General features: G+C 50.0%; 13 protein-coding genes. 12 read left to right on the top strand and 1 reads right to left on the bottom strand.

What is annotated here, in order from left to right:
* Window positions 1–37 precede the first annotated feature (37 nt).
* Window positions 38–718, top strand: coding sequence for a zinc metallopeptidase (locus tag D3D03_RS06025; protein WP_026832713.1), 681 nt, complete (start codon window positions 38–40; stop codon window positions 716–718).
* A 67-nt stretch (window positions 719–785) separates the two neighbouring features.
* Here the strand turns inward: D3D03_RS06025 and D3D03_RS06020 are convergent, their stop codons facing one another.
* Window positions 786–1,673 carry a YitT family protein gene (locus D3D03_RS06020; RefSeq protein WP_026832714.1) on the bottom strand — a complete coding sequence of 296 codons (888 nt, stop codon included), beginning with the start codon at window positions 1,671–1,673 and terminating at the stop codon, window positions 786–788.
* A gap of 173 nt (window positions 1,674–1,846) precedes the next feature.
* On the opposite strand from D3D03_RS06020, the gene bshA reads away from it, so the two are divergent.
* The 11 genes from bshA to asnS all read left to right on the top strand — a co-directional run bounded on the left by bshA (window position 1,847) and on the right by asnS (window position 13,476).
* A complete protein-coding gene (gene bshA / locus D3D03_RS06015) occupies window positions 1,847–2,989 on the top strand; it encodes an N-acetyl-alpha-D-glucosaminyl L-malate synthase BshA (protein WP_119923156.1) in 1,143 nt (380 codons plus the stop codon).
* Entirely contained in the window at window positions 2,976–4,121 is a 1,146-nt protein-coding gene (locus tag D3D03_RS06010) for a CCA tRNA nucleotidyltransferase (RefSeq protein WP_233550662.1), read from the top strand. Before bshA ends, D3D03_RS06010 begins: the two co-directional genes overlap by 14 nt.
* Window positions 4,082–5,053: a biotin--[acetyl-CoA-carboxylase] ligase gene (locus D3D03_RS06005; protein ID WP_119923155.1), complete on the top strand. Its 972-nt coding sequence runs from the start codon at window positions 4,082–4,084 to the stop codon at window positions 5,051–5,053. Before D3D03_RS06010 ends, D3D03_RS06005 begins: the two co-directional genes overlap by 40 nt.
* 242 nt (window positions 5,054–5,295) lie before the next feature.
* Complete coding sequence (gene panB, locus D3D03_RS06000; protein ID WP_028106065.1) at window positions 5,296–6,135, top strand: 3-methyl-2-oxobutanoate hydroxymethyltransferase; 840 nt, start codon at window positions 5,296–5,298, stop codon at window positions 6,133–6,135.
* Window positions 6,132–6,962, top strand: coding sequence for a pantoate--beta-alanine ligase (panC, locus tag D3D03_RS05995; protein ID WP_119923154.1), 831 nt, complete (start codon window positions 6,132–6,134; stop codon window positions 6,960–6,962). Before panB ends, panC begins: the two co-directional genes overlap by 4 nt.
* 2 nt (window positions 6,963–6,964) lie before the next feature.
* Complete coding sequence (gene panD / locus D3D03_RS05990) at window positions 6,965–7,348, top strand: aspartate 1-decarboxylase (protein ID WP_026832720.1); 384 nt, start codon at window positions 6,965–6,967, stop codon at window positions 7,346–7,348.
* Between the two features lie 100 nt (window positions 7,349–7,448).
* Window positions 7,449–10,262: an ATP-dependent DNA helicase DinG gene (dinG, locus tag D3D03_RS05985; protein ID WP_119923153.1), complete on the top strand. Its 2,814-nt coding sequence runs from the start codon at window positions 7,449–7,451 to the stop codon at window positions 10,260–10,262.
* A gap of 62 nt (window positions 10,263–10,324) precedes the next feature.
* Window positions 10,325–10,495, top strand: a complete 171-nt coding sequence (locus D3D03_RS05980) for a YpmA family protein (RefSeq protein ID WP_064506551.1) — start codon at window positions 10,325–10,327, stop codon at window positions 10,493–10,495.
* A complete protein-coding gene (locus D3D03_RS05975; protein ID WP_028106068.1) occupies window positions 10,492–10,959 on the top strand; it encodes a hypothetical protein in 468 nt (155 codons plus the stop codon). Before D3D03_RS05980 ends, D3D03_RS05975 begins: the two co-directional genes overlap by 4 nt.
* Window positions 10,960–10,975: 16 nt before the next feature.
* A complete protein-coding gene (locus tag D3D03_RS05970) occupies window positions 10,976–12,157 on the top strand; it encodes a pyridoxal phosphate-dependent aminotransferase (RefSeq protein ID WP_028106069.1) in 1,182 nt (393 codons plus the stop codon).
* Window positions 12,158–12,186: 29 nt separating this feature from the next.
* A complete protein-coding gene (gene asnS, locus D3D03_RS05965; protein ID WP_119923378.1) occupies window positions 12,187–13,476 on the top strand; it encodes an asparagine--tRNA ligase in 1,290 nt (429 codons plus the stop codon).
* Window positions 13,477–13,518 lie beyond the last annotated feature (42 nt).

Here is a 13,518-nt window from a genome sequence, read left to right as displayed (position 1 = left end):
AGAATATAATCTTTTTTTATGGAGGGGAAGATGCCACATGGCGAACTATTTGATTTATTTGGCCATCATCATCATCGTGCCGATCTGGGCACAGATGCGTGTCAGAAAAACGTATAAAAAGTATCAACAAGTTCCGATTCAGAGTGGAGTCACCGGAGCCCAAGTCGCGGATTTCATCATGAAACAAAACGGAATTACGAATGTGCGTCTTGAGCCGATTGGCGGAACGATGTCCGATCATTACGATCCGACGAACAAAGTCGTCCGACTGTCGGAAGATGTCTACTACGGTTCGACGGTCTCAGCGGTTTCAATCGCGGCCCACGAAATCGGACACGTCATCCAAGACGCCACCGATTACGGTATGATGCGCGTCCGTCACCGGATCGCACCAGTCGCTTCAATCACATCGAACCTGTCGTTCCCGTTATTGTTGATCGGTTTCTTGGCTGGTATGAGTGGTCTTGCAATGCTTGGTGTCATCTTGATGCTCGGAGCGGTCATTTTCCAACTCGTGACGTTACCGGTTGAGTTTGATGCTTCAAAACGTGCGATGGCCCAGTTAACGGAACACGGCATCATTGATGCAGCGGAAGAACGCGGATCACGTCGTGTCTTGAACGCTGCTGCGTGGACCTATGTCGCTGCGACGCTCGTTGCGGTTGCCGAGTTCATTCGATTAGCATTGATTGTGTTTGCACCGTCAAGTGACGATTAATGAAAATGAAAAAACAAACGGCGCGGAATCCGAGAGGACTCCGCGCCGTTTGTTTTCGTATTGGAAATCATGTTTCTTTAATGGGAACACGGTTTTCATCGAACGTAAATCCTTCTCCCGTCACTTCATATACATCGTGCAGCGTGATGAAAGCGTGTTGATCAACTGATTTGACGAGTGTCTTCAGTCGTGTGATTTCATTTCGGGCTACGACGACATATAAGACTTCCAAATCGCGGCCCGAGTAGCCGCCTTTGGCGACGAGACGAGTTGTTCCCCGGTTCATCGTCGCATGAATCCCGTCTGCAATTTCCGTCCGGTGATCACTGATGATCATCGCGGCTTTTCCGGCATACGTTCCTTCCTGCATCCAATCAATGACACGGGCACCGACGTAAACGGCGAGCAGTGTGTACATCGCTTGCTTATAGTCGAGATAGGTCAGCGATGCGATGATGACAAAAAAGTCGAAAATCATGAAGGTCCGGCCAATCGACCATCCGAAGTACCGTTTCGTCAAGCGGGCGATGATATCGACCCCGCCGGTCGTCCCGCCATTATTGAAGATGATGCCAAGCCCGACACCGATAAAGACACCGGCAAACAGAGCGGCAAGGACCATATCGTCTTTCAGAAGGATTTCAAGCGGCGAATACTTCGCAATCAATCCGTACCAAATCGAAAAACTGAACGTTCCGATCAGTGTGTAGACGAACGTCGTCCGGCCGAGTAGTTTATAGCTGACAAGGAACAGCGGAATGTTCAAGACCAAGTTCGTGATGGACGGCGAAAAACCGAACAACCCTTTTAAAATCAGGGTGATGCCCGTGAAGCCGCCTTCAGCCAACTCGTTTTGAACGTTAAAATGATAGATACCAAAAGCAAAAATGAATGATCCGATTAAAATCCAGATGATGTTCTGGATCCGGATCGGAAACTGGAATGGGGGTGCCATCTGTTTACTCCTCTCTGACATGACTCTTTCTCTAGGGTAACGGCAGACGCCGGAAAAGACTAGTATTTCTGACGAAAATCGTTCGAAAAGTGGCGGATGTAGTTTTTAGTCGGTAATTTGATTACAATGAGCAGGGGACAGGACATTACTTAATGAAGAGAGAGTGAGCAACTATGAAAAAAGCGATTGGGATTCTCTGTTATCCATCGGTCGGCGGTAGTGGCGTCGTCGCAACGGAACTCGGGATGAAATTAGCGGACCGGGGACACGATGTCCATTTCATTACATCGAGCATTCCATTCCGTTTGACGGAATATCGTCCGAACATCACCGTCCATCTCGTCGAGGTGAACCAGTATTCGGTCTTCAAATATCCTCCGTATGACATCACGTTAGCGTCGAAAGTCGCGGAAGTCATCGATTTGTTTGATTTGGATATCATCCATGCCCATTACGCAGTCCCGCATGCGGTCTGTGCGGAACTGGGGCGGAACATGGCGAAGAAAAAAGGGGTTGGTGTCGTAACGACCTTGCACGGTACGGACATCACGGTCATCGGCCAGGATTTGGAGATGCAACCGGCCATCCGCTACGGGATTGAAAGCTCCGACGCCGTCACGGCGGTCTCAGAAAGTCTGGCTCTTGAGACGAACATGACATTAAACGGACAGTACATGATTGATGTGATTCCAAACTCGATCGACGAGAGTGTCTATTATCCGATGCGCGATGATCGCCTGAAGCGGCATTACGGAATCGAGCCGGACGAGATCGTCGTCATCCACATTTCAAATTTCCGACCGGTCAAACGGATTGATGATACGCTGGCAGCCTTTGCCATTGCATCAAACGGTCGCGCCATGCGGCTACTGTTAGTCGGTGACGGACCGGAGATGGGGCAGACGCGGCGCCGTGCCAAAGAATTGGGGATTTACGACAAAATCATCTTTGCCGGGAAACAAGAACACGTCGCTCAGTTACTGGCGATCAGCGACATTCATTTGCTGTTATCGGAAAAAGAGGCTTTTGGTCTCGTCGTGCTCGAAGCGATGGCGGTCGGCGTTCCGAGTGTCGTCTCCAGTGCCGGTGGATTACCGGAAGTGATCCAGGACGAAAAAACAGGATTCATCGTTCCAACATACGATGTCAAAGCAGCAGCAGAGCGGATTGGACGGTTGGCGGATGACGCAACACTCCGGGAAGAGTTCGCGGAAGAAGGCATTCGTGATACCCGCAGACGATTCGATTCCAATCAAGTCGTTCGAGCGTATGAACTTTTGTATGAACGGGTGTGTGCGCGTTATGAAAATGCTTGAGTATGCCAATCATATCATTCAGACGATTGAACGCGCCGGGGGCGAAGCGTATATCGTCGGCGGGGCAGTCCGGGACATGTTGCTGAAGCGATCTCCCGGTGATTACGATCTGGCCACGTCGCTGTTGCCGCAGGACGTCATGAAGCTGTTCCCTGTCGTCGTCCCGACCGGACTCGATCATGGGACGGTCACGGTCGTAATCGACCATCTGCCGTTTGAAGTGACGACGTTTCGTTCCGAAAGCACCTACAGTGACCGCCGGCGTCCGGATGAGGTGACACTCGGGGTCAGCTTAGAGGAAGATTTGACACGTCGTGATTTTACGATCAATGCGATGGCGCTCAAGCCGACCGGTCTCGTCGATCTGTTTGGCGGTCAACATGACTTGGCAGCCAAAATCGTCCGGACGGTCGGTCGGGCGGAGGAACGGTTCGACGAAGATGCGTTGCGGATGATCCGCGCCTTTCGATTCATGAGTCAACTCGAGTTTTCACTGGATCGACAAACGGAACAAGCAATTCTTGTAAAAAAACAACACCTGTCATCGGTGGCAATGGAACGGGTTGCCGTCGAATTTGAAAAAATCTTACTCGGACCCGGTCGCGCGACAGCATTACAAGCGATGATCCGGACAGGTATCCCTGAGTATTTGCCGCATCTTGATCCATTGATCCTTGAACGTTTGATCGAAATGCCGTTAAACGGCGTCTCGACCGACGACGTCTGGACCCTCGTCGTTGTCGCCGGAATGCGACCGGAGACGTTACGAGCATGGAAACGTTCAAAAAAACAACAAACCCGTGCGAAAACATTGGCTCCCCTCGTCAAGGAAGAGACGTTATCCGATTGGCAACGGTATTGTTTGTCGGATGAAGAATTATTGCGGCTAAACGAAATGACCGGACGTCATCACCAAGACCGGTCGACGCTGCCGATCCGGCAATTAAAAGATTTGACCGTCAACGGACGCGATATGATGACCCTCGGATTACAGAAACAAGCAATCAAAGAAGCATTGGCCCACTTGGAGCAGCAAGTGGTGGTCCACCGGCTCGCCAATCAACGGGAGACTTTACTAAGGGAAGTGATGATGTGGAAAAAACAACACGGGACCGGATCCTCCATGCGTTGATGCACACGGACTGGATATCAGGTCAAGAACTGGCGGATCAACTAAATATTTCACGTACCGCTATTTGGAAACAAATCGTTTCTTTAAAAGAAGCCGGGTACGCCATTGAATCCCATAAGAAAACGGGGTACCATCTCATCGATCAAGGAGATCGCCTGACCCCTCTTGCCATCGAACAACATCTTCAGACCACACAATTAGGTCGCAAGATTCTCCATCTCGAGGAGACGGAGACGACGCAACGCATCGCGCACGAACAAGCGCAGCAAGGAGCACCGGAAGGGACCCTGATTGTCTGTGATTATCAAACAAACGGACGGGGACAGCTCGGCCGTACCTGGCATGAAACACGAGGTGCAGGCATTGCCATGAGTTTGATATTACGTCCGGAGGCGCCGTTGCATCAGGCCGGTCAATTGACGTTAATCGCAGGCATCGCTTTAGCAAAGGTGCTGCGGACACTTCAGGTACCTGTGACCATCAAATGGCCAAACGATTTGTTGATTGCGAATCGAAAGGTAGCCGGCATTTTGACGGAAATGCAGACTGAGGCCGATCGGATCAATTCCGTCATCATCGGGATCGGCATCAATGTCCAACATAAAGATTTTCCAGAAGTATTAGCGGACCGGGCGACCTCGTTAAAGCAGGCGACGGGACAATCATTTGCCCGTGCAGAAATCGTGGCCTTGTTTTTAAACGAATTCGAACACATGTATCAGCGCTGGCTGATAGACGGATTTGCGTCATTCGTCTCAGAATGGGAACATCACGCCGACCGGTTGAACCAAGAAGTAACGCTTCGGACCCGGCAAGTATCTGTGACCGGATATCTCCGGGGAATCCAATCAGACGGGACGTTACAAGTCGAGACAGTGGAAGGAATCAAAACGTTCCATTCTGCGGAATTGGTCTATTGGGCGGAAACGTGAGACGGGACGTTTGCAGTCTGCTTTTTGAATCGGGTATACTGAAAACGAGGATGATATCCGTTCGGAATCATACCGGTTGAAGGCTTTGATCAATCATTTATTTTTTTTACTGCCTTGATCCCACTCGGACAGGGACAGAAGGACGATGTTGCACTTATTCACGCCTTCTTTCCTATGGATTGCTTTAGGAAAAGAAGGCGTTTCCTTTTGTCCTCTCTAAATCAAGTAAGGAGAGAACACACATGCATACAATGACACCTTTATTAAAAAAACAACAGGCTGGAGAAAAGCTGGTCATGCTGACCGCTTACGATTATCCTTCGGCGAAACTGGCGGAAGCGGGACAAGTCGACCTGTTGCTCGTCGGCGACTCGTTAGGAAACGTGATTCTCGGTTATGACTCGACGATTGCCGTCACAGTCGATGACATGGTTCATCACGCCCGTGCCGTCCGTCGAGGGGCACCCAACACGTTTATGGTGGTGGATATGCCGTTTGCGAGTTACCATGGATCGTTTGACCGGACGCTTGACGCGGCAGCGCGCATCTTCCAAGAAAGCCAGGCCGATGCCTTGAAACTAGAAGGGGCAGGTGACATCCTGACAACGATTCGCCGCTTGACCGATGCCGGCATGCCGTGTGTCGCCCATTTAGGACTGACACCTCAATCGGTTGGAGTTTTGGAAGGGTTTAAAGTTCAAGGAAAATCGCTTGCAGCAGCGGAACAGTTGATTGCCGACAGTTTGGCGGCTGAACAAGCCGGAGCGAAGATGCTTGTATTGGAATGTGTCCCGCATCCGTTGGCAAAACGTGTCCAAGAATTGTTGACGATTCCCGTAATCGGAATTGGTGCCGGTCCTGACGTCGCCGGACAGGTTTTGGTCTATCATGACATTCTGACGTACGGCGTGGGACGTCTGCCGAAATTCGTCAAGGCGTATGCTGACTGGAACACATCCGGAACAGAAGCGATTGCTGCTTACGTCAAAGAAGTCAAGGCGGGCGCGTTCCCTGAACTTGCACACTCGTTCATGATGGACGAGGAACTGATTGGCGCCTTGTACGGGGGAACAAAAGAATGAAAATCATCCGGAACATCGAACAATTACGACAGGAATTAGACGGGCAGACCTCAATCGGATTCGTTCCGACGATGGGCTTTTTGCATGAGGGTCATGCCTCGTTGCTGAAGCAGGCGCGCCAAGAAAATGACATCGTCGTCCTGAGCATCTTCGTGAATCCGACTCAGTTTGGTCCCAATGAAGATTTAGACCGTTATCCGCGTGATGCGGAGCGGGATCAAGCACTGGCGGAAGCCGCTGCGGTGGACTATCTCTTTTATCCGACAAACGAGACGATGTATCCACTCGATATGGCACGGGTCACGGTACGTTCAGGAGATGACGTCTTATGCGGCGCCTCACGTCCAGGACATTTTGACGGGGTATTGACGGTTGTCAGTAAACTGTTTAATATCGTCCGTCCGAACCGCGCCTACTTTGGTCTGAAAGATGCCCAACAATTGGCCTTGATTGAAGGATACGTCGCGGACTACTTTGTTCCGGTCGAAATCAGACGCTGTCCGATCATCCGTGAAACGGATGGTCTGGCCAAGTCATCTCGAAACGTCTATCTGTCCGAATTGGAACGGGAACAGGCACCCGGGATTCAACAGGCATTGGTGCAAGCCAAGTCCTGGTTGGATGACGGGCAACCGATCGAACAGGTCGTGGAACAAACACGCGCGTTGCTTCAGTTTGAAGGGACGTCGATCGATTATGTCGAAGCGGTTTCCTATCCGACACTTGGACCGGTCACAGCAACAACCGAAACAATTTTATTGGCTGTTGCCGTTCAGTTCCAATCGGCACGGTTGATTGATAACTTACTTTATACGAGAGGAGCATGAACATGTTACGGACATTCATGCACGCAAAATTACACAAAGCCCGCGTAACGGAGGCCAACCTCCATTACGTCGGCTCCATTACGATTGACGAAGATCTGCTTGATGCAGTCGGCATTCTCGAAAATGAGAAGGTTCAGGTAACGAATAACCAGAACGGGGCGCGGATTGAGACGTATGCAATCAAAGGAGCGCGCGGTTCAGGCGTGATCTGTTTAAACGGGGCAGCAGCCCGTCATTTCCAAATCGGGGATGAAGTCATCATCATGGCGTATGCTCAGTTGACGAATGAAGAAATCACGACACATGTCCCAAAAGTAGCGGTACTGGATCAGGATAACTCGATCAAACAGATGTTATCGCAAGAAATCGCACATACGATCTTATGATTTTGAGGGACCCGAGATACATTCGGGTCTCTTTTTTGTTAAGATGGAACTTGAGATGCCATATGCTGAAGCTATGGATGGTTAAAGGTGGAGATAAGTCGTGGAAAAGAAGTTTGTTGTAGTGGATCTAGAAACGACCGGACATTCGATTAAATCCGGCGATGAAATGATTGAAATCGGAATGGCGGTCATCGAAGAGGGACGGATTACCGAGCGTTTATCGGCTTTTGTCCGACCACAAAAACCGATTCCGCCGTTTATTTCTCAATTAACCGGGATTAAGGACGAAGATGTCGCAGAGGCTGAGACATTTGATGTCATTGCCCCACGTGTTCTTCAATTGCTCGATGGGGGCGTCTTCGTCGCCCACAACGTCCAGTTTGATTTGACCTTCTTGAACGAAGCCTTGGAAGAAGAAGGGTATCTGCCTTATACCGGTCCTGTCATCGATACGGTCGAGTTGGCGCGGATTTTGTTACCGACAGCTGAGAGTCATTCCCTGTCGCACCTGACAGACTTGTTGGAGTTGACGCACCATGAAGCACACCGGGCGGGGAGTGATGCCGAGGCGACAGCCGAACTGTTGCTTCATCTCCTGGCACGGTTGGAGGATCTGCCGCTGGATACGTTGCGGCATTTACGCCGCTTAGCGGGAAAACTCTTCAGTGCGATCGAACAAGAGATTGATCAAGCGATTCAAACCGTTGGACTGGAAGCCGATGAGCGGTTCGACAGTTTCCGGAAAATCGCTTTGAAAAAACGGCTTGAACCAACCGAACAGACCGCAGCGTCCCAACTGGAACCGTTCAGCCCGTTTGTTGATCGTCTTAACGAGTCGGTATTCCCCAAGCTGTTTCCCGGATATGAAGCACGGACCGGGCAACTGGAGATGATGCGGCACGTCTATCAATCACTCGACCAGGAAACACCATTGCTCGTCGAAGCAGGAACCGGAACAGGGAAATCACTCGGTTATTTGGTGCCGGCTGCTCATTATGCGATTGAACACGAGACACCGATTATCGTCAGTACACATACGATTCAGTTGCAGGAACAATTATTCGCACGCGATTTGCCGCTCTTACGCCAATTGTTTGACGCACCGGTCGAGATTACGTTATTAAAGGGTCGCAGCAACTACATGGATTTACGGAAATTCGAGTTTTTCCTCAGTGAGACGGAAGAGCCGTACAACTTTACGTTAGCGAAAGCGATCTTGCTCGTCTGGTTGACCCAGACGGAGACGGGGGATCTGGAAGAAGTCAGTTTGCCGGGAGGAGCGGCCCAAGGGAACATCGCCATCAAACAGCTGATCCAGTCGGACAGTCAATCGCAACTGGGACGATTTGATCCGTGGTACAGCCGTGATTTTTTCCATCATGCCGTCCGCAGAGCAAAAGATGCGACCATCATCGTGACGAATCATGCGTTGTTGTTCAGTGATATCCAGTACGAGGCCGGCGTCTTGCCTAAAGGCTGTCCATTGATTTTGGACGAGGCCCATCAAATCGAAGAGGTGGCGAGTCATCATTTCGGATTAGTTTTTGACGGTCACTCTTTTGACCGGATCTTCAGACAACTGGGATTTTCGTCCGATAAAAAATTATTGACGCGTCTGGTCAGTCTGTCGGATCAATTTGATTTGACGGAATTGGTCGAAGCGCACAGCGAAACAATTGATGAGACATTAACGGAGTTGTTGGAAGAAGCCGACGGTCTGTTGACGATCATTCAAGCGTACGGACTGGAGCTCGCTTCCCGGAAAGAACGGCGGGAAGGGCGTGTCACGGTCCGCTTCAAACGACTTGATCAGTCGATGCGGGCAGTGCAAGAGAGCGCGAAACGTGTGGAACTGGTCTTGCGACGGCTCCGCCAGGCGATCCGGGCGATTCATAAATTGTTCCATGATCAACGGGAACATATGAGTTACCGGGAACGGTCCGTCGTCGCAGATTTAAAGACGGTGATCGGACAGTTGGAAGATGTTGAGCAAGCGATTTTTGAAACGATGCTCGCCCCGCATGACGAAACTGTTTCCTGGATTGAAACGACCGTCAAAAACCGCAAATTGACGCGGATTTACACGCAACCAATCGATATTTCCGACCGTCTCCACCGGGAAGTCTTCTCGAAGCGGACGTGTATCCTGACGTCGGCGACATTGACGGTCTCAAATAAGTTCCAGTTCATCGAGAAACGACTCGGTTTGTCGGAACTTGAGACGCGCCGGTTTATCGTTCCGTCTCCGTTTGGATACGCGGAAAAAGTCCGGCTGATGATTCCGACGGACCTGCCGTTGTTGCAAGACGTCCCGCAAGCAACGTATTCTGAAGTCATCGCAGATGCCATCATTCGGATTGCGGAAGTGACGGAGGGACGGATGCTGGTGTTGTTCACCTCAAACGAGATGTTACGGCAAACGCATGATGCGACAAAAGCCGCGTTACCGGACCGGTTTACGTTGTTGTCCCAAGGGATTACCCAAGGATCCCGGCAACGTCTGATGAAACAATTCAAACAGCTCGATGCCTGTCTTCTGTTCGGAACAGCGAGTTTTTGGGAAGGGGTCGATGTGCCGGGTGACGATTTGAGTTGCCTTGTCATCGTTCGTCTGCCGTTCGCCCCACCCGACCAACCGATTGTTCAGGCCCGTTCGGAACAGATTGAGCAACAAGGAAAATCATCCTTTTTTGAATACAGTTTACCGCAAGCGATCATTCGCTTTAAGCAAGGGTTTGGACGTTTGATTCGGACGACAAACGACCGGGGTGTCGTGTTCGTCTTTGATCGACGGATTGAAACGACCCGGTACGGAAAACGGTTTGTATCGAGTTTACCAAGCGTGCCGGTACTGGCAAAACCGCTGGATGAACTGACAGCCGAACTGGAATTGTTCTTAAATGATACGGATTGAGTCTATCCAGATAAGCATTATCGCATTATAATAGATGTAGAAAAATGAGGGAGGACAATAAGATGGATTCGAAAATCGAGACGCTAGCAACAGTCAAGGTCAATCGCCATGATGATACGTACAAGATTGTAGACGTATTGAATCGCACGTTAAAAACAGAGGATTTGATGTTTGGTCTGGCACTGGACGAAAAAGATAAGGAACAGATGGTCTTTACCATCTACCGCACATGAATTGGAAGATCGTCCTCGGTCTTGTCGGCTTCATCCTTCTCGTCACGTTAATCGGTACAGGGATTTATCAATTTACGGTGGCGGAAGCCAAAGACCGTGAACAAACAGTTGTCCAGGAAGCGGAAACACGTTTGAAAAAAGAGATCGCACCCGACGAAATCAAGTTTGAACATGTATTCAACGGTGAAACCCAATACAGTGTCTTTACGATTCAGCAAGACGGAGAAGCTTTGCGGGCATTCGTTCCGAAAAAAGGAAAAATCGAAACGAGACGGGTGGCGGACGGGATGAAAATTGCGGACGTCATTCAAAAAGCCGGTAATCCAGCAAACATCGTCTCGGCCAAATACGGGTTCGACCAACGGGCATTGATTGAAATCGTCACCAAAACGAAGTCAGGATACGACTATTCGTATTACACCTATCAAGAAGGATCGTTCCTGAAACGATTACGGATCAATTAAAAAAGGAGTGTGCGAGATGTTATCAAAACGTGTACAACAATTGACACCGTCAACGACATTGGCGATTACAGCAAAAGCAAAAGCCTTACGGGAAGAAGGACAAGACATCATCGGTTTGGGAGCTGGAGAGCCGGATTTCAACACACCGGAATTCATTATCCAAGCAGCGTTTGCGGCCGCTGAAGCCGGAGATACAAAATACACGCCGTCCGGCGGAACCGTTGCCTTGAAAGACGCCATCATTGAAAAAACGCGTCGTGATCTCTGGTTATCGTACGACCGTTCGGAAGTCATGGTCGCGTCTGGAGCAAAACATGCCTTATCGACGTTATTCCAAGCGATTCTCGATCCGGGTGACGAAGTGATTGTCCCGGCACCTTACTGGGTCAGTTATCCGGAACAGATTAAATTAAGCGACGGTGTTCCTGTCATTTTAGAGACGACGGAACAGTCGCGGTTCAAGGTGACACGTGAGTTGCTCGAGCAACACATTACACCCAAAACAAAAGCGCTCATCTTGAACTCTCCGTCTAACCCGACCGGAATGGTCTATACGAAGGAAGAACTCGAAATGGTGGCAGATGTGGCGATGGCGCATAATCTGCTTGTGATCAGTGATGAGATTTACGAAAAGCTGCTTTACAACGGTGTCACGCATCTGTCGATTGCGACGTTACCGAACATGCGCGAACGGACAATCATCGTCAATGGGGTGTCGAAATCCCATGCGATGACAGGATGGCGGATTGGTTACGCGATTGGACCAAAGGACATCATCAGTGCGATGACGAACCTTGCAAGCCATTCGACGTCAAATCCGACATCGATTGCCCAGGCAGCGTCTGTTGCCGCCTACGCCGAAGGAGATGCTCCGGTCGAGGCGATGCGGGTCGTGTTCGAAGAACGCTTGGAGCAGATTTATGATCGGTTGATTCAAATTCCCGGTTTAACGTGTCTGAAGCCGGAAGGTGCCTTTTATCTGTTCCCGCATGCATTGCGGGCAGCCGAAATGTGTGGTTTCTCAAACGTTGACGACTGGTGTACCGCTGTCTTGTCGGAAGCGAAAGTCGCCTTGATTCCAGGGTCCGGCTTTGGCGCACCAGAATATGTCCGGTTATCATATGCGACAGACCCGAAACGGGTGCTGGAAGCGTTAGACCGGATCGAAGGATTTATCACGGCGCATACGGCCGTTTAATAGAGAGAGGATGTTGACTTTTGAAAGCAATGATTCGTGATGTAGAAAAGCACGTCGGAGAAGAAATTACGATCGGATGTTGGTTAGCAAACAAACGATCGAGCGGTAAAATCGCGTTTCTTCAGTTACGTGATGGTTCCGGCTTCATGCAGGGAGTCGTCGTGAAGGAAACGGTCGGCGAAGAGTTATTTAAGACCGCTAAAGGATTAACACAAGAGTCTTCGATGTGGGTGACAGGGGTCATCAAATCAGATGGAGGACGGACAGCGATTGGTCATGAGATGGAGATCACGGCAATTGAAGTGATTCATGAAGCGATCGATTATCCGATCACACCAAAAGCACACGGAACGGACTTCCTGATGGATAACCGTCATCTTTGGTTGCGTTCAAAACGCCAACATGCCGTCATGGTCGTTCGAAACGAACTGATCCGTGCCACGTACGAATTCTTTAACCAAGAAGGATTCATCAAAGTCGACCCGCCAATCCTGACAGGAAGTGCACCGGAAGGAACAACGGAATTGTTCCATACAAAATACTTTGATGAAGATGCGTACTTGTCACAATCAGGCCAGTTATACATGGAAGCGGCTGCGATGGCGCTTGGAAAAGTCTTCTCGTTTGGTCCGACCTTCCGTGCTGAAAAATCAAAAACGCGCCGTCACCTCATCGAATTTTGGATGATGGAGCCGGAAATGGCGTTTTATGATCACGAGATGAACTTGGAAGTCCAAGAAAACTACGTCTCGCATCTCGTCCAGTCGGCACTAACAAACTGTCGTGCTGAACTGGAGTTGTTGGAACGGGACTTGACGGTCTTGGAAAACATCAAAGCGCCGTTCCCACGCGTCACGTATACAGAAGCAATCGCGATGTTGAAAGAACAAGGTTTTGACGACATTGAATTCGGAGACGATTTTGGTGCGCCGCATGAGACGGCAATCGCCAACACGTTTGCGCGTCCGGTCTTCATCACGCATTGGCCAAAAGACATCAAACCGTTTTACATGAAAGAAGACCCGGAAAACCCGGGATTCGTCTTATGTGACGATTTGATTGCTCCTGAAGGATATGGTGAAATCGTTGGTGGTTCACAACGCGAAGAAGATTTCGAGAAGTTACGTGCCGGCATGAAAGCACATGATTTAGATGAGACGGGTGCCTATAAGTGGTATCTGGAAACACGTAAGTATGGATCGGTCCCACACAGTGGTTTTGGTCTTGGACTCGAACGGACAGTCGCCTGGATTACAGGTGTCGAACATGTACGTGAGACGATTCCGTTCCCACGTCTGTTGAACCGTTTGTATCCGTAATAGTGATTAAAATCGACCCATCCCTCGGACGGGTCGATTTCT

It is taken from the genome of Exiguobacterium sp. RIT452, from assembly GCF_003598705.1.
Classification (GTDB): Bacteria; Bacillota; Bacilli; order Exiguobacteriales; family Exiguobacteriaceae; genus Exiguobacterium_A; species Exiguobacterium_A undae.
This window is presented reverse-complemented; position numbering and strand designations above follow the sequence as displayed.